Raw genomic sequence first — 21,913 nt, 5'->3', positions numbered from 1 at the left:
CTTAAAATTTTAAAACCGCGTTGTGCCTGAGCGCCATTTTTAAAATTTACGCAGCACGCAAGATACTGCGCAAGCCGCGCAGAGCGAATTATGTCGAGAAGTGCGCATATCCTATCCTCGGCGCAAACTATTAAAATTTTATCAAAGCAGCCAAAAGCTCGCCGTAAATTTAAAGAGTTTAAATTTAAAAGCGAGCTGCCGCTTTTGACAAAATAAAGCGAATTAAGCTTAAACCAGACCTTGATCCAGCATCGCGTCGGCTACGCGGCGAAAGCCCGCGATATTCGAGCCCAGCACTAGATTGCCCTCCGCGCCGAATTCCTTCGAAGTCTCGTAGCTGGTACGAAATATGTGGCGCATGATCTCGCGCAGCTTGCTATCGACCTCCTCGAAGCTCCACGACGCCATCTGCGCGTTTTGCGCCATCTCAAGCCCGCTCGTAGCCACGCCGCCCGCATTCGCCGCCTTCGCAGGGCCGAAAAGAAAGTCTTTTTGCGCGAGCATAAAATCGATCGCCTCAAGCGTGCTTGGCATATTCGCGCCCTCGCAAACCATGCGGCATCCGTTGGCATAGAGAGTCTTTACGTCTTGCAGATTAAGCTCGTTTTGCGTAGCGCTCGGAAATGCCGCATCGCACGGCACGCTCCACACGCCGTTGCGGCCTGCGGGATAGGCGCTTACGGGGGTAAATTTTGCGCCGGGACGCTCCTTGGCATATTCGCAAAGCCCTACGCGCAGCTGCTCTTTTAGCTTTTTAAGAAGCGCCACGTCGATTCCCTCGGCATCGTAGATAAAGCCCGTAGAATCGCTCACGGTGACGGGCTTAGCCTGCATTTGATATAGCTTTTCGGCGGTGTAGATCGCGACGTTGCCGGCGCCTGAAATTGTGCAAATTTTGCCGTGCAGCGAATCGCCCCTGGTAGCGAGCATCTCGTTTGCAAAATAGACCGATCCGTAGCCCGTAGCCTCGGTGCGCGCGAGGCTGCCGCCCCAGCTTAGCCCCTTGCCCGTAAGCGCGCCGTCGAATCTGCGGGTGAGCTTTTTATACGCGCCGTACATATAGCCGATCTCGCGGCCGCCCACGCCGATGTCGCCCGCGGGCACGTCGGTATTGGAGCTGATTAGGCGGTGAAGTTCTAACATAAAAGCTTGACAAAATCTCATAATCTCGCCGTCGCTCTTGCCCTTGGGATCGAAATTTGCGCCGCCTTTTGCGCCGCCGATATTAAGACCCGTGAGGGAATTTTTAAAAATTTGCTCAAACCCTAAAAATTTTAAAACGCCCAAATTTACGCTCGGATGAAAGCGCAGTCCGCCTTTGTAGGGGCCCAGGGCGGAGTTGAACTCTATGCGATATCCAGTATGCACGCAGGGCTCGCCGCCGTCGCTCATATAGACGACGCGAAACATCATCGTGCGCTCGGGCGCTAAAATGCGCTCTAAAATTTTATTTTTCACATACCTCTCGTCGCGCTTTAGAAGCGGTATGAGCGAGTATAAAATCTCGGTCGATGCTTGGATAAAGACCTCCTGGCCGGGATTGGCGCGCTTTAAATTTAGCAGCAAGCCGTCGATGTAAGACTTCATAGTTCCTCCTTTTGAACCGGATTAAATTTTAATTTTTTGGCTTTGGCGATAAATTTTTTCAGCGCCAGCTCCTCGCGAACGCCGATCTCATAGCCGATAAATTTTAGATAATTTAAAATTTCACGCTCTTTTATGCCGCGCGAAAGGGCGTAGCTTTGCAGGATATATCTTGGAATTTTAATGCGCGAACGTAAAAATTTCGTCGCCAGGCGCGAGTAAGCCTTATCGTTTTTCACGCAGCACAGCCGCCCGAAAACGAAGGGCAAGCCCGTGCGCTGCTGCCAAATTTCGCCCAAATCGTAGAATTTATCCTTGCCCTGCGAAAGCAGCGCCTTTAGAGCATTATCGCCGATTAGCACCTCGCCGCTAAGATCCAGCACGCGAGCTAGCATATTTGAGCTCATAGACGCGGGATCGAGCCTAGGCGCCGAGTTTTTGCGCACGAGCACGCTTAGCACCTCGCGCTTTGCGACGATTCCAAGAGGCAGTCTGCGGTATTTTGCGCGGCGGCTTTCAATGCTGGAGATTACCGCGGCATCTATGCGCCTATAATAAAGATCGGCGCAGAGCTTGCTCGGCACCCCTTTTTTAAATTCTATCGATTTTTTAACGTAAGACGGCAACGGAAGGGATTTTAAAAATACGTGAAATGGGAGCAAATTTAGATAATCGATTTTGCCTAATAACATAACTTTCTCCGAATTTAGCGCAGGAAAAGAGGTTAAATTCCGGCGCTAAATCGGAATTTAACCAAAAATTTCAGGATTTATTTGACCTCGGTGATCGGGATGGATTTGTATTTGCTAAACTCCACTATGCCCTCACCTTTTTTGAAGTGGATGCTCACTCCGTCCTTGTTCTCCATATAGATGCCGTCGGCGGCGCGGTCGCGCTTGAGGTCGTAGCTTTTGCCGCTATCGTCCTTTAACACGGCGGTATTGAAATCGTCGTTTGAGCTAAGCGATAGCTTTTTGCCCTTGTCATCGACGAAATAGAAGGTCTTTGCGTTCTCTTGAGTTATGGTTTTTTCGCTCTGTGCTTGCTTATTCATAGCGCTATCCGGGGATTGGCGGAGTTGGTTTGAGCCGCATCCTAGCAAAACTAACGCCAAAGCGGCGCACGATAGAACTTTAAACATATTTTTCCTTTAAATTGAGGTTGCACTCGTTGATGAGTGATTTTCGGATATCCCAAAGCTTTTGAGAGAGATCCACTTTGTAGCTTTGCGGATGGACATTGCGAAGGTGCTCGAGCCAAAATTTACTCTTCTGCTCCTTGCTAAAACGCGCGATCTCGCTTACCGTGCGGCGTACGCCTACGAATTTGCCCTCCTTAAAAACGGGACACAAGAGCTTATGCGCGCTGAAATTCGTTAAAATTTTACGCTTATAGGTGTAAAGAGGGTGGAAAATTTCAAGCGGCGCGCTCTCGTCTATGCTCTCGCTCTCAAGCGTGATCAGATCGGCAAGCGCCATGCCGTTATCTTTGTCGTAGAGTCTAAAGACCTGCTTGTAGCCCGGGTTGTTGATCTTGCGCGGATCGTTTGAAATTTTGATCTTAGCTATGATCTCGCCATCTTTTTCGATACCGCTTAGCTTATACACGCCGCCGAGGCTCGAACTATCTCCGCCGGTGATGAGCCTCGTGCCGATCCCCCAGCTATCGATTTTGGCGTCAAAAAGTTTGAGCTGATCGATCGCGTATTCGTCTAGATCATTCGACGCAGTGATCTTTGCGTCATTAAAGCCCGCAGCATCGAGCATCTTACGCGCCTGCTTGGTTAGATACTCCAGATCGCCTGAATCTATGCGAATTCCAAGCGGCTTATGACCGCTTGCGCGCAGCTCCTCAAAAACCTTGATCGCATTTGGCACGCCGCTTGCGAGAGTATCGTAGGTATCGACGAGCAGAAGCGCGCTGTTTGGATAAATTTTAGCGTAAGCGCGAAATGCCTCCAGCTCGCTATCAAAGCTCTGAATCCACGAGTGCGAGTGGGTGCCGATCGCAGGGACGTCAAATTTCTTTGCGGCAAGCACGTTTGACGTGGCGCTGCAGCCGCCTATAATCGCAGCCTTTGCGCCGTAGATGCCCGCACTTCGCCCCTGAGCGCGGCGCAAGCCAAACTCCATCACCGAATCGCCCTGAGCGCTAAAGTTTATACGCGAGCTTTTCGTGGCGATTAGAGTTTGAAAATTTATAGTATTTAAGATCGCAGTCTCGATGAGCTGCGCCTCCATAATGTTTGCCTTGACGCGAATTAGCGGCTCGTGCGGAAATACGATCTGCCCCTCATCCATCGCGTAAATTTCGCCGCTAAATTTAAAGCCTCTTAGAAATTCCAAGAATTCCGGCTTAAAGAAATTTAGACTTTTTAGATATGCGATGTCGTCATCACTAAATTTGAGATTTTCGATATAATCCACGACCTCGTTTAAGCCGCAAAATATCGCGTAACCGCCGCCGCTTGGGTTTTTGCGATAAAAAACGTCAAAAACCGCCGTCTGATCGGGCTTTGTAAAAAAATAGCCCTGCATCATACTAAGCTGATAAAAATCGGTAAGTAAAGCCAAATCTTTCATTTACGCCTCTTAAATTTAATCTCGCCTCGCGCAGGAGCAAGGAATCATAGCTTTTTGGCTTCTAGGCTTTTTTTATAAGCCGCAGCGTCGAACTCTTTGACGCGAGCGACGCCGTCATCTACCGCAGCTTTTGCAACCGCCGTCGAGATCACGGCAAATACGCGCGGATCGAAAGGATTTGGGATAACGTAGTCTTTGCCGAATTTCAAGCTATCTTTGCCCAGCATCTTGCGGATTTCTGCAGGAACTTCTTCGCGAGCAAGATCCGCCATCGCGCGAGCGGCCGCAATCTTCATATTTTCGGTGATCTTTTTGGCTCTTACGTCAAGCGCGCCGCGGAAGATATACGGAAAGCCCAAAACGTTATTGATCTGATTTGCAAAGTCGCTTCTGCCGGTGCCTACGATCGCGTCGTTTCTTACTTCCTCGACCTCGCTTGGATAAATTTCCGGTACCGGATTTGCAAGCGCAAAAATGATTGGATGCGGCGCCATAGTCTTTACCATCTCTTTGGTTAAAACGCCCGGCTTGCTAAGGCCCAAAAACATATCCGCGCCCTTCATCGCGTCCTCTAGCGTGCGATCTGCGGTATCTAGGGCAAATTCTTTCTTTTGCTCGGTAAGATCGGTGCGACCCTTGTGGATCACCCCTTTGGAGTCAAGCATTATGATATGTTTAGCGCCTAAATTACGATACATCTTTGCACACGCTATGCCAGCAGCGCCCGAGCCGCTTACGACGATCTTCATATCCTCGATTTTTTTGCCGCTGATAAGGGCTGCATTGATTAGCCCTGCGCCCGTAATCATAGCGGTGCCATGTTGATCGTCGTGCATGACGGGGATATCGACGGCTTTTTGCAGCTCGCGCTCGATCTCGAAGCACTCGGGAGCTTTGATATCCTCTAAATTTATACCGCCGAACGTAGGCGCAAGCGCTTTGCAAATTTCAATTATCTTTTTAGGATCTTTTTCGTCGATCTCGATATCGAAAGCATCGACGCCGCCGAATTTTTTAAACAAAACCGCCTTGCCCTCCATTACGGGCTTTCCGGCGATTGCGCCGATATCACCAAGCCCCAAAACCGCTGTGCCGTTAGTGATAACGGCTACGAGATTAGCCTTATTCGTGTATTTAAACGCAGCCTCGTGATCACCTTCGATCACCTTGCAAGGCTCCGCGACGCCCGGCGTATATGCAAGCGCCAAATCCTCCGCCGTAGCGCACGGGGTTTTTACATTCGTTCCGATTTTACCGCCTATGTGGTACTTCAAAGCCGCTTCAACGTTTACTTTAGCCATTTTATAATCCTTTTTTGATTAAATTTGAAATTCTCGTTTTAACTTCGTCGCTTCCTAAAATTTCACAAATTTCAAAAATCGACGGACTTACGCTTCCCCCCGTGATCGCAACGCGCAGCGGCTGGGCAAGATCCTTTAGCTTGGCGCCGTTTGCGTCCAAAAATCCCATCGTCCTTTCCTCGCACTCCTTTGCATTTAAATTTGCGCTTAGAGTATCCGCAAATTTTGCGAGTAAGCTTAGCGAACTTTCGGTTACAAATTTCTTATACGCCTTCTCGTCATAGCAGCTCGGGCGGTTTAGAAGAATTTTAATGCCCTCGGCCATCTCCACTAACGTCTTTGCGCGCTGTTTGTACTGCTGCGCGATGAGATGTTTTTTGGCATGCGAGCGGATATCGACGCCGAATTCTACAAGCTGCGCGGCAAGCTCATCGTCGTCAGAGTTTTTAATATAATGCGCGTTGAGCCACTCAAGCTTGGTTTGGTTGAAAGTACTGGAGCTCTTGCTGATATGGTTGGGATCAAAGTAGCGCTTCATCTCCTCCATGCTAAAAATTTCGTCGTCTCCGTGGCTCCAGCCCAGGCGTACTAAGAAATTTAGCAGAGCCTGCGGCAGATAGCCCATGCGTTTGTACTCCATCACGTCGGTAGCGCCGTGGCGTTTGCTCAGCTTGCTGCCGTCGGTGCCGTTGATCATCGCGACGTGGTAAAATTTCGGGATTTTAAAGCCTAGCGCATTATACAGCACGATCTGCTTCGGGGTGTTGCTTAGATGATCGTCGCCGCGGATCACGTCCGTGACACCCATCAGCGCGTCGTCGATCACGACCGTGAAGTTATACGTAGGCGTGCCGTCGGAGCGCGCGATGATGAAATCGTCCAAAATATCGGCGGCATTAAATTTTATCTCGCCCTTGATGCCGTCACTAAATTCTATCGTGCCGCTAAGCGGGGATTTGATGCGTATTACAGGCTCGATACCCGCAGGCGGCGTGCCGGTAAAGTCGCGATAGCGGTTATCGTAGCGCGGGCGCTCTTTGCGAGCTTCCTGCTGCGCGCGCAGCTCATCCAGCTCGTCCTTACTCATATAGCACTTGTATGCCTTGCCCTCATCTAACAGCTTTTGGACATATTGTTTGTAAAGATCGAAGCGCGAGCTTTGATACACGATCTGCCCATCATAGTCCAGATCACACCACTTAAAGGCTTCCTCGATCGCCTGCGCGGCCTCCTGCGAATTGCGCTTCAGATCAGTGTCCTCAATACGCAGCAGGAATTTGCCGCCGTTTGCCCTAGCGTAAAGATAACTAAAAAGCGCCGTTCTAAGTCCGCCGATATGTAAATATCCCGTAGGACTCGGCGCAAAACGAGTTACTATCATAAAATTCCTTTGCAAAAATTACCATTTAATGTTATAATCGCGATCTTGTAATTATAAAGCAAAAAGACTAAATAAAGGTTAAAAATGATAAAGAAACTGCTTTTTTCCGCAATGATCTGTGCTGTTTGTGCAAATGCCGAAGTAGTAAACGGCGTCATCGCCGTGGTAGATAATGAGCCCATCACGAACTACGAGCTGGTAAAGGTCCAGAAATTAACGGGTGCTTCACCGCAAGCTGCGATGGAAATTTTAATCGGGCAAAAGCTGCAACAATCCGAGATTAAACGCCGCGGCATCGCGGTAAATGACGCGGAGATCGATGCGAGACTCAAAGCAATCGCCGATCAAAATAAGCTTAGCTTAGACCAGCTCAAAACCGCCGTGCAAAAGCAAGGTATAAACTACGATGACTTTAAAGCAAATGTCCGCCGCACACTGCTTGAAGAAAAGCTCTATGGCTCGATATTCGCAGACGTACAGCACCGCACGACCCCCGAAAATGTTAAAAAATTTTACAGCCAAAATAGTTCATTATTTACGACTTTCGATAGCATCACGCTCACCCGCTATATCGCAAAATCGCAAGCTCCGCTCGATAAGATCCGCACAAACCCGAAGCTCCACCCAAGCGACGTGTATGTGATGAAGGGCACCCTCAAGGCCAATCAAATGGATGAGGGGCTAAAATATATCGTCACGAATGTCGAGCAGGGTAAATTTTCGCCGATAATCCCTACGCGCAACGGCTACGAGATGTTTTACGTAAACGACAAAAAGGGGCTTCGCACGCTTGATTTTGACAGCGTGCAAGAAAAGGCGATCGAAGGCTACGTGACCTCCGAGCGCAAAAAGGCGATTACCGAGTTCAACGACAGGCTCCGCTCAAACGCCAATATCCGCATTATCGAGCGTCCGCAGGCAAAAGCGCAAGGCACAAAAACCGCTCCAAAAGTTAAAGTGCAAAAAAGGCAGTAAATTTTTAAATCCGCCGCCGCGTTAAATTTAATCGGAATTTTAAGATATGCTATCGCGAGAAAATATAAATTAGCAGCCTTAATGGCATTCAGTTTTAATAAGAATTCTAAAAACGTGAAATTTAGTTCAAATTTTAAAGGTGCCTAGCGATAATAATCAGTGATTTTACCGAGTTTGTAAGTAAATGACGGTATAATTTGTTGAGATTTTAAAACTTTTAGAAAAATCTTTAATTACCAAGATTTATATAAATTTCTATATCCGATATCTACTTCAATACCGGCTTACGAATTAACTACCAATCTAAGCGTTAAAACTCTCATTTACTCTATGCTTTGATATAAAAATTATTGGCAAACGCAATAAAAATTTAAAATTAATATTTCTAAATTTAAGCATTTTGTAAGGGGGGGGGTATCATAATTTAAATTTTAAATAAGGAGATCGCTTTGAAACTAATCATCAAAGAAAGAGCGGATAAATCTGAAGTTATGAACATCGTCACCCAATATTCTGAGGGAATAAAACTAAGAATTACGAAGATGGAGAATTCACAATATTCGCAAAATTCAGTAGATATCTATATGGGAGATAAGCAATTAACGTCGTTTTGTTGTAACAATGAAGATACAAATAAACTAAAAACCGCATTTGAAAAATTCTCCAATGCTTTAGAAATATGCGTTGAGTTTAACGAGCAACGAGGTAAAACTTTAGCGAGCTTGCGCGAATTTTCTGCTGATAAATAATTTTAAGATTTTACGCTATGCGCAAAATAATATTTTCTCTTATATTGACGATCGGCGCTTCGTTCGCTTATGATGCATGTGATAACGAAGAGGTAAAAAAGTTTCTAGTAACTATTAATTCGTTATCGCAAGAACAAAAAGCGTATATTGGTTTTTTCTGCGAAAATAGTACAATGATGGTCGGTACTGATTTAAAAAGATCTCAAAACATATCTAAAAAAAGAAGCTGCGTATTTAAGAGCAAAGGGGACGCTCGATAAAATCGCAGCCGATTCAATCTGTCCTGGCTTGGACGCTTTTCAGGATTTAGGTTTAAACCGAAAAGCAAATTTTATATACTTTTTTGGCAACAACGAGCCTTTTTATATAGTTACGGTAGATGATAATTTTTGCAAAAAATATGATTATTGAATTATCTAAAAATTTATTTAGTAACCATAGCGTGGAAAATATATGCAAATAACAGAAGGGTCAAAAAATGCGTAAAACAATATTTTTTCTTCTATTGGGGATCAGTATTTCATTTGCTAATGACGGATGCAATCAAAATATTGCAGTTCAGATCATGAGTGATTATGATTTAAAACAAGAGGTTGGTGAAATTGCTACTATGTTCCCTATTTTAGTCTGTAAAAGTGATACTATAACGATCAAATACACATTTCATATTACTGCACCAAATATAGATAGAGAAAAATATAAGCAAAGGCTATATAGTATATTTCTTCATAACAACAAAAATAAATACGATATAGTAGATAGGAGCTGTAGAATTCTTAATATGAGCTTGAGTGATGGCTCGAAAGCAAAAGATACTGGCATTAAATATATTTATCAGACATATTATCTCGATAACGAGATGCTCTTCTCAATGGTAATGAACGATGAGCTGTGTCGACGACGAGGATTTTAATACCTGATATATATGCGCTGATTTCTAATATGTACTACAAAAGTCTATTTTGACTTATATATTCATGTCCCTAGAATTTTAAATCATAAAATTTAACCACTAAGCCAAAATACTCAATGATTAAATTCTATGATTCTTGTAAGATGCTACCTTCCGCTTAGATACTCCTGTAGCGTTTTAACTTCAAGCGCGGAGTCGTCCTTTATCGAGCAGATCGAGCGCGTAGCGGCGATCGCCGCCTTCATCGTCGTAAAATACGGCAGCCTAAAGCGCAGCACGCTCTGGCGGATCTTTGCGGCATCGGTAGAGTTTGATTTACTATCGCTAGTGTTGATGACGAGCGAAATTTCGCCGTTTTTGAGCTTGTCCTCGATATTTGGGCGACCCTCGCTGATTTTATAGACAAACTCGCACTCTACGCCGTTTTCGCCTAGCAGCTTGTGAGTGCCGCTCGTAGCGGCGATACTAAAGCCCGCGCCCGTAAACGCGCGCGCAAGCTCTACGGCTCGCAGCTTGTCATGATCGGCTAGCGACAAAAACACCTTGCCGCCGCTTGGAAGCGCATTGCTCGCGCCTATTTGCGATTTAGCAAAGCTCTTGGCGAAATTTTCGCCGATGCCCATCACCTCGCCGGTGCTTTTCATCTCGGGTCCCAGGATCAGATCCGCGCCCGCAAGCTTGTTGAAAGGAAAGACGCTCTCTTTGACGCAGATATGGTTTTTAATACGCGGCTTTAAAATTCCCTTCTCTTCGATCAGCACGCCGAACTCGTCGTAAAATTTTAAAGCCTCGCGCAGACCCCCTTGCCACATTACGCGGGTAGCGACCTTTGCCATCGGAATTCCGCTCGCCTTGCTCACAAACGGCACGGTGCGGCTCGCACGCGGATTTACCTCGATGATGTAAAGCTCGTTTTCAAAAATCGCGAATTGAATATTCATAAGCCCTACGACGCCGAGATTTAACGCGATCTCTTTGGTTTGGCGACTTACCAGATCTATCATCTCCGCGCTTAGACTAAGCGGCGGCAAAATGCTCGCGCTATCGCCGCTGTGAATGCCCGCCTCCTCGATATGCTCCATTATCGCGCCGATATATACGTCGCGTCCGTCGCAGATCGCATCGACGTCAAGCTCGGTCGCGTCAAGTAAAAATTTATCTATAAGTACCGGCGAATGGTCGCTCACGCGCACCGCCTCGCTCATATACTGCCTAAGCTCGGCTTCGCTATGTACGCGCCGCATCGCACGACCGCCGAGCACGTAGCTAGGGCGCACGAGCACCGGATAGCCGATCGCAGCGGCCTTTTCGATCGCCTCGGCTTCGCTTATAGCAGTATCGTTTTTGGGCTGCTTAACGCCGATGCTTGCGATGAACTCGCTAAATTTCTTGCGATCCTCCGCTACGTCTATCGTGCGCGCACTCGTGCCGATGATCTTGGCTCCCACGGTGCTTAGGCGCTTGGCGAGCTTTAGTGGCGTTTGACCGCCGAAATGCACGATCACGCCGTCGGGGTTCTCGGCCTCGATGACCGCTCTGACATGCTCGAAATCAATCGGCTCGAAGTACAAAATATCGCTCGTGTCGTAGTCAGTGCTGACAGTTTCTGGGTTGCAGTTATACATTATCGTAGTTATCCCCATATCGCGCAGAGCGTAGCTGGCGTGCACGCAGCAGTAGTCAAACTCTATGCCCTGCCCGATGCGGTTCGGACCGCCGCCGATGATGAGGACCTTTTTATTATCTTTTGAAATTTTACGGCTTGCGATGGCTGGCGTTATGTTGGTGCTGGAGTACAGATACGGAGTAAGCGCCGCAAACTCGCCCGCACAGGTATCTACTTCGTTGTATTCAAGGCCGATGCCCTGCCTGGCGCAGGCAAAATGGATGTCGTTTTGCGTAAGGCCCAGATTGTCCTTTTTGTTGATCAAATTTGCGATCATCTTATCGCTAAAGCCCCAGCTCTTGGCCTGTCTTAGAAGCGCCGCGTCGTTGATGATCTCCATATCGATGCGCTCTTCAAATTTTACGATCTGCTCGATCTGACTCAAAAACCAGCGATCGATCTTGCTAAGCTCGTAAATTTGATCCACGCTCATACCCGCTCTAAAGCCCTGAGCGATATATAAAGCTCTATCTTGCTGCGCGTTGCGAAGCCCGAAGATGAGATCCTTTTCGCTTAAGCTTAATTCTACGAAGCCGAAGTAGCCCTTCTCCAGCGAGCACAGCGCCTTTTGAATACTCTCTTTAAAGCTGCGCCCGATCGCCATCACCTCGCCGATGCTTTTCATCGCAGTGCCGAGATAGGGGTTTGCGCCGGGAAATTTCTCAAACGCAAAGCGCGGAATTTTAGTCACGATATAATCGATCACGGGCTCGAAGCTTGCGGGCGTGCCGGTGATATCGTTTTTGATCTCATCCAGGCTAAAGCCTACCGCCAGCATCGTAGCGACCTTGGCGATCGGATAGCCCGTGGCTTTAGACGCAAGCGCCGAGCTGCGGCTTACGCGCGGGTTCATCTCGATGACGATCATCCGCCCCGTTTGCGGATTTACCGCAAACTGCACGTTTGAGCCGCCCGTATCCACGCCGATCTCGCGTAAAATTTTAAAGCTCGCGTCGCGCATCGCCTGGTACTCTTTATCGGTAAGCGTTAGAGCGGGCGCAACCGTGATGGAATCTCCCGTATGCACCCCCATCGGATCAAAATTTTCGATCGAGCAGACAATGATGCAGTTGTCCTTATGATCGCGGATCACCTCCATTTCGAACTCTTTCCATCCAAGCAAGCTCTCTTCGATTAAAATTTCATTTATAGGGCTCACGTCTAGCCCGTTTTGCGCGACCTCTTTAAACTCGTCGATATTGTACGCTACGCCGCTACCTGCGCCGCCTAGGGTATAGCTAGCGCGGATAATGAGCGGAAAGCCGATCTCATTTGCAGCAGCCATCGCCTCTTCGATATTGTAGGCGTATTTGGATTTAGGCAGATCCATTCCGATCTTAATCATCGCCTCTTTAAATTTTACCCTATCCTCGCCCTTTTTGATCGCTTCAGGATTGGCACCTAGAAATTTTATCCCCGCTAGCTCGCCGCTTTCGTAAGCCTGCATCGCGACGTTTAGCGCGACCTGTCCGCCCATCGTAGGCAGGATCGCGTCGACGCCCTCGCGCTTTATGATACGCAAAATGCTCTCTTTGGTGATCGGCTCGATATAGGTAGCGTCGGCAAAATCGGGATCGGTCATAATGGTAGCGGGGTTAGAGTTTATTAGCACTACGCGGTATCCGAGGCTCTTTAGCGTCTTGGCAGCCTGCGTGCCGCTATAATCGAACTCGCACGCCTGACCGATTACGATCGGACCGCTGCCGATCAGTAAAATCGTCTTAATATCATCTATTTTGGGCATCAATTTTCCTTTGTAACGACATACAAAAACGCCGGCATCTCGGAGCTCACGTAGGGCTCTACGACGGCGCTTTTGTATAGCTTCCCGTTTTGAATTTCTTTAACCTTCCCTACCGGCACGCCGGCAAAAAAAATCCCGTCTTTGCCGCTGGTAAGTACCTCATCACCTACCTTGGGATCGAGCCACTGCGGGATGTATCTAACCACGAGCTCGTTATTTTCGCCGCCTGCGACGCCAGGAATTTGGGTATCTCCTATGAAAACGGAGAAATTGCTCTTTTCGTCGCGCTGTAAGATCGCAAGCGGGCGCCCGTCTTTATTTACTAAAATTCCTGCGGTCTTGCCCTCGCTGATGAGGCCGTAAATTTTGTTTGGGTTAAAATTTTCAAAATTTACGAAGAATTTGTTGTAGTCGTTTAGATTTGCATAGCTCAGCGCCTTTACGAGCTGAACTTTGGGCTCGTAGACGGAGCTGTTTTTATCGATCAAAATTTTATTCAGCTCGCCCGCGAACGTACTAAGCAGCATCGCCGATTTTTTTAGCTCGGCGTTTTCTTCTCGTAGAGCTTTGATCGTCTCTGCCTGGTTAAAATGCTCGTTCACAGCGCTTTTTACCCGATCACTCACGCCGTAATAAACCTCTAAAATTCCTCCTGCAAATCCGATAAATTTGCCGTGGATATACGAGCCGAACGTAAGCGAAACGGCTACCAGCAAAACCGCGACGAGGAGGAGTTTGAGATTAGTCATTTGCCGCTTGTTTTAGCGATTTGATCTCTTCTAGGGCTTTTCCAGTGCCGTTTGCGACGCACAGCAGCGGCTCGTCCGCGACGAAAACCGGAAGCTTTACGGTGTCGCTTAGATATTTATCTAATCCGCGAATGAGCGCACCGCCGCCCGTTAGTACGACGCCGTTTTCGACGATGTCGGCGGCGACTTCGGGCTGAATGCTCTCAAGGACAAATTTTAACGCATCGGCGATCTCTCTGATCGAGTCTTTGATTGCCTCTCTAACGTCCTCACTCGTAAGATCGACCGAGCTTAAAAGCCCGCTGATCTGGTCTTTTCCTTTGACCGTGTATGTAAGATCTTTTTGCTGTTGCACCGCCGTGCCGATCTTGATCTTAATCTCCTCGGCCGCACGCTCCGAAATAAGCAGGCTATATTTTTCTTTGACGTAGTTAACGATGCTTGCGTCGATCTTATCGCCCGCGACGCGGACGGATTTGGCGCTGATGATGCCGCCTAAAGAGATGACGCCGATCTCGGTGGTGCCGCCACCGATATCCACGACCAGCGAGCCGCGCGCTTCATTTACGGGAAGTCCCGCGCCGATCGCCGCAGCCATCGGCTCTTCGATTAGATAAACCTCGCGCGCGCCCGCTATCATTGCGCTTTCGCGCACGGCTTTACGCTCGACCTGAGTTAGTCCGTAAGGAACTGAGATGATGATGCGCGGACTTACGAAAAAGCGGCGCTTGTGGGTCTTTTCGATAAAATACCTAATCATCTTCTCCGTCATGTCAAAATCCGCGATAACGCCGTCCTTCATCGGGCGCACCGCTTCGATATCGCCCGGAGTGCGCCCGAGCATCTCTTTAGCCTCGGCGCCCACGGCGATGATCCTTTGCTTGCCGTAGCGCTCGTTTTGTACCGCGACGACGCTCGGTTCGTTGATGATGATGCCTTTATCTTTTAGCAGCACAAGCGTGTTTGCCGTGCCTAGATCGATGCCCATATCCCTAGAAAATAATCCTAGAATCGAATCAAGTAACATTTATCCCCTTTATGCAGTTAAATTTTGTTTTACAAGTATCGGCTTAGAGACGCCGTCTACGACCTCTTTGGATATGATGACGTCATAGCCCTTAAGCTCAGGCAGATCAAACATAATATCGATCATGATCTCCTCGATTATGCTGCGAAGCCCGCGCGCACCGGTTTTGCGCTTGATCGCAAGGCTCGCGACCTCTCTTAGCGCGTCGTCGTCAAATTTTAAATTTGCCCCGTCTATCGCAAAGAGCTTTTGATATTGCTTTAAGATCGCGTTTTTCGGCTCGGTTAAAATTCTAACCATCGCCTTTTCGTCGATCTCATTTAGCGTAGCCACTACGTGCAATCGCCCGATGAGCTCGGGGATTATGCCGTAATGCACCAGATCGTCGGCCTCGACCATATTTAGTAAATTTAAACTCTCTTTCTTGCTGCGCTTGGTTTGGTTAAACCCTAACACATTCTGCCCGATGCGGCGGTTGATGATCTCGTTTAGCCCGTCGAACGCACCGCCGCAGACGAACAAAATATTGGTCGTATCGATCTGGATGAAGTCCTGATTTGGATGCTTGCGGCCGCCCTTCGGCGGGATATTTACGACGCTTCCTTCGATGATCTTAAGCAGCGCTTGTTGTACACCTTCGCCGCTTACGTCGCGCGTGATGCTGCGGTTTTCGCTCATTCGCGCGATCTTATCGATCTCATCTACGAATACGATACCGCGCTGCGCCTTCTCTACGTCGCCGTCCGCGGCCTGCAAAAGGCGGGTAAGGATGTTTTCTACGTCCTCGCCGACGTAGCCCGCTTCCGTTAGGCTCGTAGCGTCGCTAATGGCGATCGGCACGTCCAAAAATCGCGCCAAGGTCTGCGCCATAAGCGTCTTACCGCTGCCGGTAGGTCCGATAAGCAAGATATTTGATTTTGAAATTTCGGTATCGTCGCCCTTCGCGTCGGTCTGCCTGAAAATTCTTTTATAGTGGTTGTAAACGCCGACGCTAAAAATTTTCTTAGCGCGCTCCTGGCCGATGACGTAGCGGTTTAGAACCTCCATCAGCGCCTTTGGCTTGATAGCCTCGAAATCGATCTCTTTATTTTGATTTTGTATCGCCTCATTTTGGCCCTCGCTGCCGTGGATAGCGGCGTATGCCATATCGATACAATAGCTGCAGATAGCCGCCGTACCGTCGTCGTTAGGATAGATACGACGTCCGTCCGCGCCCGTCTCACCGCAAAAACTGCACTTATTTGCCATTAAATTTTACCTTTATCTAGCGGAATTCCGCGTTTTGTGTTGATTATAAACTCGCACATCTTGCGCACGTTTTGATCGCTCGTTTCGTTTAATAAAATTTGCGCCTGCTCCTTTAAACCCCCGCCTTGGTTGAATAAAAATTTATACGCCCGATTTATCGTCTCGACCGTCTCTTTATCGAAGCGGCGGCGGATGCCCGTTAAATTTAGCCCGCGAATATAGGCGCGATTTCCCTCGGCTAGACAAAACGGCACCACGTCCTGACTAAGCGCGCTAGCCCCTGCGATCATGCAGCTCTCGCCGATTTGGACGAACTGATGCACTGGCGTAAGCCCGCCGATAACGGCATAATCGCCCATTACGACGTGGCCTGCGAGCGTGGCGTTGTTGGCTAGGATTATGTTGCTGCCCAGTATGCAATCGTGCGCGATGTGGCAATACGCCATCATAAAGAGATTATCGCCGATGCGCGTAAATCCGTCGCCCTTATGCGAGCCCGAGCTGATCGTGCAAAACTCGTGAATCGTAGCGTTTTTGCCGATGATTAGCCCCGTTCGCTCGCCCTCTTCAAAGCTCATATCCTGCGGAATTTCGCCCACGATCGCGTATGAAAAAATTTTAGAGTTCTCGCCGATTTGCGTATCGCCGATGATGCGCGCGCCCTGCTTGATCGTGCAGCCGTCGCCGATTTTAGCCTGCGCGCTTATGAAAGCATACGGCTCGATCACAACCTCGGCTCCGATCTGCGCGCCGTCCTCGATGATCGCCGTGTGGTGAACTTTAGCCATCATTTATCCATTATCATCGCTTGAAGTTCAGCCTGTGCGGCCAGTGTCGCGCCGTCGTTGATGTAGGCTTCGCCCTTTAGCACCCAGATGCGTCCGCGATGTTTGATTACGCTGATGCGATATTCAAGCTTGTCGCCGGGGCGGACCGGGTTTCTAAATTTAGCGTTGTCGATACTCATAAAATACACGACCTTATCGCTTAGATCGACGCCGTCTTTCTCCATGCTCTTAAACGCCAGCACGCCGCCCGCCTGCGCTAAGCCCTCGATTATCATTACGCCCGGATAGATCGGGTGCCCCGGGAAGTGACCCTGAAAGATCTGCTCGTTGTAGGTTACGTTTTTATAGGCCTTGATGCTTTCGCCGATGCTGAGCTCTTCGACGCGATCTATCAGCAAAAACGGAAAACGATGAGGTAGGATGGAGAGGATTTCGTTTATATCTATCATTGATCTGCCTTTTTTAGAAATTTTAGAATCTTATCAAATTCTTACTAAAATTTCCCTAACGTCTAAAAATATGCGCGAGAGCCCGTAAATTTGAACTTTGGCGGCTCTTATCTCGTCCGTGACGATGATCGGCGAGAGCGAGCCCGCAGCGCACAGGGCGGCGCGAGTTTTATTTTGGCGCGCGAGACTCGGCGGGTTTTTTAGCATTTCGGATACGCTTTTGAAATTTGATCTTGAAATTTCGTTAAATTTCGCCAGGCTTAAAATTTTAATCTCGCCTTTGTCGCTACAAAAAATTTCGCACTTCCGCTCTATGCTAAGCTTCATGTTTTCGCGCGCAAAATGCGAACCGAACAGCACAAACGAAGGCGCTACACGCCCGTCAAATTTAATCCATGCACGGAGCAGGCGGTAGTTTAAAAATCGATCGCGCAGCACGCTAAATTTAACCCCTTTTCTTTCGAGCGAGCAAAGCTTTTTGTAAAATTTCAACTTCTCCTCTACCGAAGCGGGCAGGATTTGCCGATCGATAGACGACATTAGCTCGTAAATTTCGGCGCCTTGGGCTAAATTTTGCTTCAAATCCGCCGTCAGGCTCTCGCCCGAATTTCGCTCAGCTTTTTGTTGATCATTCCGCTGCGACGCAAGCGCGTAGATGCAGCCGCAGTAGTTTTGATGATACAGCGCGTCCTTTTTCGCGAGCGCAAACTGCTCGTTCGTGCCGCCGTTTTTGCGAAAATCGGGCGCGATAAACTCCAGTCCGTAGCGCTCACAAATGCGCTGCAATGAGGCGCAAAGCTGAGAGTGCGATTTTTTGGGGCTCATCAGAAGCGTCGTAGTGATTTTGCGCTCGCCTAGGCCTAGCGCGAGCTCGGCCGTTTTTTGCATGCGAAAATCAAAGCAAAACTCGCAGCGCGCGCCTTTTTCGGGCTCGTTTTCAAGCCCGCGCGCGCCGTCTAGCCAGCCCTGAAAATCATACTCGCCCGGGATAAATTTAATCCCTAAATTCTCGCAAACCCGCTTTGCGTCGTGCATTCTAAGAACATATTCGCCGCAAGGGTGGATGTTGGGATCATAAAAATAGCCTATTAGCGGCTCTTGCGTGAGCTCTTTTAAGCGGCGCAAAAAATAATCGCAATCGACCGAGCAGCAGATGTGAACCAGCAAAATTTAACCCTTTGCACGAAATTTTTGGATATAATTTTACGCTATCAAAATTAATGAGCGGAAAAATGAAAAATTTTTTTATAAAACACCGACGTAAGTTTGCTTGCGGATTGGGCGGATTTGCGCTATTTTACGTGCTCGCGGGCTTTTTCGGCGTGCCGCTTTTTATCGAAAAGGCGCTACCTAAAATTTTAGAGGGCAGAGTGAGCTTTAGCGTGCAGGACGCCAAATTTAACCCCTTTACCTACGAGCTAAACGTTACCAAGCCGGAGCTTAGCACCTTTAAGCCGCTGTTTAGCGCCGATGAGATAAATTTAAAAATCGGTTTTTCGAAGCTTTTTAAAAAGACTCTCGCGGTAGAAATTTTGCATCTTAAATCGCCTAAATTTCACGTCGAGCGCGAGCAAAACGGCACCTTCAATTTCGAGCCGCTACTTTCGGAGCAAAAGAGCGAAAGCAAGGATGAAAACTCCAGCTTCAACGTCACGCTGAATAATTTTAAGATCGAGCGCGGCTCTCTGGGCTACGTCGATAACTCCCTGAAAAAGCCGTTTTCGCTCATCTCGACCGAGCTAAATTATGAGATCAACGGACTAAATTTAAAGGACGAAACGATCGGCGAGCACGATTTAAGCGCCGTTTCACGCACATACGACGCGCTGAGCTTCGATGGGGCCATCGACCTGGCGCCTCTTCGTCTGCACGGCAAGGTAGATATCTCGCGGCTGAAAATCGATCCGTTTTGGCTATCGTACCTCGATCCTAGCGGCGTGCGGTTTAAGAACGGCTTACTTTCCGCCGAGCTGAATTACCGATTGAGCCTCGATGAAAATATAAAATTTGCGCTTGAAAACTCAAAGCTCGAGCTGCAAAGCCTAGAAATTTTGCAAGATCAAAATTTAATTTCGCTAGACTCGCTAAAAATCCCGAGCTTTGAGCTAAATACGGACGTTTCGAATGAAATTTCAGGCAAAGTGGTAATCCCGCAAGTGCTAGTTTCGGGCGCAAAATACGATATGAACGAAACCAAAATTTCCACGGGTTTTGAGGGCGCACGGGTCGCGGATTTTGCGCTGGATTTTAATAAAACGGGGGCAAACTTGCGGCTAAACTCCGCCGTAAAAAGCGTAGATCTAAACCGCTCAAGCTTTGCAAACCCGCAAATTTCGGTCGTCTCAAACGACACTAAAATCACCGAAAATTTTTTGAAATTTAACGCCGAAGGTAACGATACGGCCCTTCATACGGGTTTTAGCGCCTTTAATATCGCGGATACGCAGATTACGCTAGCGCGCAGCGATAAAATTTCGGTCGCCGCAACCGAGCTGGGCGCGTTTAGCTACGACAAAGAGGGCGCGCAAAACGGCGTAAGCCTGGAGTTTGCTAAAATTTCAAACTCCAAAATCGCAAACAAAAACGGAATTTTTAGCGGATTTGAAAGCTTCGGCGTGCAAGGGGTGAAATTTAACGTCGCGGATCTCGATCTGGACGTGGATAAAATTTTACTAAACGAGCCGTTTTTCAACTCGGAAGTGGGCGTTAACGGCGCCAAAAGCATAAACGATTTGGCGATTTTAAGCGCGATCTCTAAAAATCCTGCGAGTTTCAAAAAAACGGCGAACTCTAGCGCCGTAAGCCAAACGGACGCAAATTCTACGGCAAGCGGCGCAAATTCGGATTCTAAAAAGCCCGCCAAAAGCCCCGCTTTAAAATTTAAGATCGGAGAGGCCTCCATAACGGGCGCAAAGGCTAAGATCAGCGAGAGCTTTATCGTTAAAAACAACGTGCACGAGATCAAGGATTTCAGCGCCACGCTAAGCGGGCTAAGCTCGAATTTCGCCGAGCCTTTCGGTATCAAAGCAAGCCTTATCACGGGCGAGATCACCGCTAACGCGGACGGCAAGGCTAGTATCGCGCCGCTTAACGTGGGCGCGAACTTTAGCTTAAAGGCGCCGAACTTGAGCGTTTTTAACAAATATATGGCAGAATTTATCGCGGGCTCCATCGCGGGCGAGTTCGCTACGCAAGGGCAGCTGAAGCTTTCAAACACATTCTCGCTCGAAGCAAAGCTATCGGGCAAGGGCTTGGCGTTAAGCTCGGGCAGGGATAAAATTTTCTCCCTTGCGTCGCTGAATGTCGCGCAAATCGCGCTGAGCCCAAACTCTCTCGCATTAAATAAGATCGCTCTTGGCTCACCTGCGGCAAATATCTCGCTAAATAAAGACAGGCGTTTAAATTTAACTTCGCTAATAAAGCCCGCCGCGCAGGCAAAACAGGCCGCAAAGCCCGCCGAAGCTGCGCCTAGCAGATCCGCAAAAAGCAAGGCAAACTTTGCGTGGAGCGCAAAAAATATCTCGCTTAGCGGCGGAGGTTTAAATTTTACCGACGAGAGCATGGCAACGCCCTTTAAACTGCGCATCAGCGATATGAAAGCAAGCATCAGCGAGATCAGCCCGAAGCGAGCGGCGGATATCAAGCTTAGCTCGCTCGTAAGCGGAAGCGGGCTAGCGAGCATCACGGCGCGCGCCTATCCGCTGGATTTTAAACGCAAAAGCGATATAAACGTCGTTTTAAAGGAGATTCCGCTTGTGCCCGCATCGCCCTATACCGCCAAGTATATCGGCAACGAAATCGCGGGCGGCAAGTTAAATTTAAAACTTGCCTACAAAATCGACGATAGCAAGCTAAACGCAAGCAACGATCTAAATTTAGACCGCTTCGAGCTCGGCAAAGAGGTGCAGAGCAAGGACGCACTGAGTCTTCCGATCGGACTAGTCGTATCGATTCTAAAGGACAGCGACGATCAGATCGATATCAGTCTGCCTCTAAGCGGTACGCTGAGCGATCCGAAATTTAGCTACGGCACGCTGGTTTGGGGCGCGGTCAAAAAGCTGCTCTCCGACATCGTGTTAAGTCCGTTTAGATTTATGGGAAAGATCGCGGGCGTAGATACGAAAAAGCTCGAAAGTATCGATTTTGAGGCGGCGAGCAGCGAAATTTTGATCAGCGAAAACTCTAAAATAGATGATTTGGTTAAGATCGCAAAAGCCAAGCCCGAACTTAAGATCATCCTAAACTCTGCGTATAACGAAAAACTCGATACTCACGAGTTTAAAAGGCGCTCGCTGCAAAATACCCTCACGCTGATGTCCAATAAACAAGGCCTCTCCACGGATGAAGCCATAGCGGCACTTAAGGTCAAATACGGCATCAAATCCGGCGGCGATGAGGCGATGGAGGAGCTGATAGGAGCGCAGAAATTTACCCGTTCGCGTCTTGATGAGTTAGCCCTTGCCAGGGCGACTGCCGTGCAAGCGGCACTCGTGCAGCGCGGCGTAAGTGCCTCTCGCATAGAGATCAAAAAACCAAGCGAAGCGGAGCTTAAACAAAACAGCTTCATCCCGCTAAGCCTCGGCGTAGAGAGGTAGTGTAAGCAAAATTTGGCTATACTAAGCGGATTAAAATTTAAGGAGCAGCGATGATAAATATAGGAATTCACGGCGGAAGCGGTAGAATGGGCACGATGATCTACGAGTGCCTGAAAAATTTCGATCAGGCGCGAGCAAGCGTGATCTACACTATCGCTCCGC

The 21,913-nt window shown here is 48.4% G+C and carries 18 protein-coding genes; 5 read left to right on the top strand and 13 right to left on the bottom strand.

From position 1 onward, the window contains the following. Positions 1 to 90 precede the first annotated feature (90 nt). Positions 91 to 216: a hypothetical protein gene (locus Q0614_RS10780; protein ID WP_298788660.1), complete on the top strand. Its 126-nt coding sequence runs from the start codon at positions 91 to 93 to the stop codon at positions 214 to 216. A 12-nt stretch (positions 217 to 228) separates the two neighbouring features. Here the strand turns inward: Q0614_RS10780 and gdhA are convergent, their stop codons facing one another. The 6 genes from gdhA to gltX all read right to left on the bottom strand — a co-directional run bounded on the left by gdhA (position 229) and on the right by gltX (position 6,848). Further along, a complete protein-coding gene (gene gdhA / locus Q0614_RS10775; RefSeq protein WP_298788657.1) occupies positions 229 to 1,587 on the bottom strand; it encodes an NADP-specific glutamate dehydrogenase in 1,359 nt (452 codons plus the stop codon). After that, complete coding sequence (locus Q0614_RS10770; protein ID WP_298788655.1) at positions 1,584 to 2,276, bottom strand: MqnA/MqnD/SBP family protein; 693 nt, start codon at positions 2,274 to 2,276, stop codon at positions 1,584 to 1,586. The genes gdhA and Q0614_RS10770 overlap by 4 nt, the downstream gene beginning before the upstream one ends. 77 nt (positions 2,277 to 2,353) lie before the next feature. Beyond that, entirely contained in the window at positions 2,354 to 2,725 is a 372-nt protein-coding gene (locus tag Q0614_RS10765) for a hypothetical protein (protein WP_297900380.1), read from the bottom strand. After that, positions 2,718 to 4,166, bottom strand: coding sequence for a nicotinate phosphoribosyltransferase (locus tag Q0614_RS10760; RefSeq protein ID WP_298788653.1), 1,449 nt, complete (start codon positions 4,164 to 4,166; stop codon positions 2,718 to 2,720). The genes Q0614_RS10765 and Q0614_RS10760 overlap by 8 nt, the downstream gene beginning before the upstream one ends. Positions 4,167 to 4,210: 44 nt before the next feature. Continuing rightward, positions 4,211 to 5,467, bottom strand: a complete 1,257-nt coding sequence (locus Q0614_RS10755) for a malic enzyme-like NAD(P)-binding protein (protein ID WP_298043618.1) — start codon at positions 5,465 to 5,467, stop codon at positions 4,211 to 4,213. Position 5,468: 1 nt separating this feature from the next. Continuing rightward, positions 5,469 to 6,848 carry a glutamate--tRNA ligase gene (gene gltX / locus Q0614_RS10750; RefSeq protein ID WP_298788651.1) on the bottom strand — a complete coding sequence of 460 codons (1,380 nt, stop codon included), beginning with the start codon at positions 6,846 to 6,848 and terminating at the stop codon, positions 5,469 to 5,471. Positions 6,849 to 6,932: 84 nt separating this feature from the next. Here gltX and Q0614_RS10745 point away from each other — a divergent pair, with 84 nt between their 5' ends. The 3 genes from Q0614_RS10745 (at position 6,933) to Q0614_RS10735 (ending at position 9,485) form a co-directional block, all read left to right on the top strand. Then, positions 6,933 to 7,823 (top strand): peptidylprolyl isomerase, encoded by an 891-nt coding sequence (locus Q0614_RS10745; protein WP_298788649.1) that lies wholly within the window; start codon positions 6,933 to 6,935, stop codon positions 7,821 to 7,823. Positions 7,824 to 8,272: 449 nt separating this feature from the next. Further along, on the top strand, positions 8,273 to 8,572 hold the full coding sequence (locus Q0614_RS10740; RefSeq protein ID WP_298788647.1) for a hypothetical protein: 300 nt from the start codon (positions 8,273 to 8,275) through the stop codon (positions 8,570 to 8,572). Between the two features lie 478 nt (positions 8,573 to 9,050). Beyond that, a complete protein-coding gene (locus Q0614_RS10735; RefSeq protein ID WP_298788645.1) occupies positions 9,051 to 9,485 on the top strand; it encodes a hypothetical protein in 435 nt (144 codons plus the stop codon). A 146-nt stretch (positions 9,486 to 9,631) separates the two neighbouring features. On the opposite strand, the gene carB is transcribed toward Q0614_RS10735, so the two are convergent. Genes carB through Q0614_RS10700 form a run of 7 tightly spaced genes read right to left on the bottom strand, consistent with a single transcriptional unit; the run spans position 9,632 to position 18,323 of the window. After that, positions 9,632 to 12,895: a carbamoyl-phosphate synthase large subunit gene (gene carB / locus Q0614_RS10730; RefSeq protein WP_298788643.1), complete on the bottom strand. Its 3,264-nt coding sequence runs from the start codon at positions 12,893 to 12,895 to the stop codon at positions 9,632 to 9,634. Next, complete coding sequence (mreC, locus tag Q0614_RS10725) at positions 12,895 to 13,644, bottom strand: rod shape-determining protein MreC (protein WP_297880231.1); 750 nt, start codon at positions 13,642 to 13,644, stop codon at positions 12,895 to 12,897. The genes carB and mreC overlap by 1 nt, the downstream gene beginning before the upstream one ends. After that, positions 13,637 to 14,671, bottom strand: a complete 1,035-nt coding sequence (locus Q0614_RS10720; RefSeq protein WP_005869818.1) for a rod shape-determining protein — start codon at positions 14,669 to 14,671, stop codon at positions 13,637 to 13,639. The genes mreC and Q0614_RS10720 overlap by 8 nt, the downstream gene beginning before the upstream one ends. A gap of 9 nt (positions 14,672 to 14,680) precedes the next feature. Next, positions 14,681 to 15,919 carry an ATP-dependent protease ATP-binding subunit ClpX gene (clpX, locus tag Q0614_RS10715; protein ID WP_295152772.1) on the bottom strand — a complete coding sequence of 413 codons (1,239 nt, stop codon included), beginning with the start codon at positions 15,917 to 15,919 and terminating at the stop codon, positions 14,681 to 14,683. After that, a complete protein-coding gene (gene lpxA / locus Q0614_RS10710) occupies positions 15,919 to 16,707 on the bottom strand; it encodes an acyl-ACP--UDP-N-acetylglucosamine O-acyltransferase (protein WP_298788641.1) in 789 nt (262 codons plus the stop codon). The genes clpX and lpxA overlap by 1 nt, the downstream gene beginning before the upstream one ends. Next, positions 16,707 to 17,156, bottom strand: a complete 450-nt coding sequence (gene fabZ / locus Q0614_RS10705) for a 3-hydroxyacyl-ACP dehydratase FabZ (protein ID WP_295152775.1) — start codon at positions 17,154 to 17,156, stop codon at positions 16,707 to 16,709. The genes lpxA and fabZ overlap by 1 nt, the downstream gene beginning before the upstream one ends. Positions 17,157 to 17,189: 33 nt before the next feature. After that, on the bottom strand, positions 17,190 to 18,323 hold the full coding sequence (locus Q0614_RS10700) for an epoxyqueuosine reductase QueH (protein WP_298788639.1): 1,134 nt from the start codon (positions 18,321 to 18,323) through the stop codon (positions 17,190 to 17,192). Positions 18,324 to 18,388: 65 nt separating this feature from the next. On the opposite strand from Q0614_RS10700, the gene Q0614_RS10695 reads away from it, so the two are divergent. Next, on the top strand, positions 18,389 to 21,751 hold the full coding sequence (locus Q0614_RS10695; RefSeq protein WP_298788637.1) for a DUF748 domain-containing protein: 3,363 nt from the start codon (positions 18,389 to 18,391) through the stop codon (positions 21,749 to 21,751). The last annotated feature ends 162 nt before the right edge of the window (positions 21,752 to 21,913 follow it).

This window comes from uncultured Campylobacter sp. (assembly GCF_937997595.1).
Taxonomy (GTDB): domain Bacteria; phylum Campylobacterota; class Campylobacteria; order Campylobacterales; family Campylobacteraceae; genus Campylobacter_B.
This window is presented reverse-complemented; position numbering and strand designations above follow the sequence as displayed.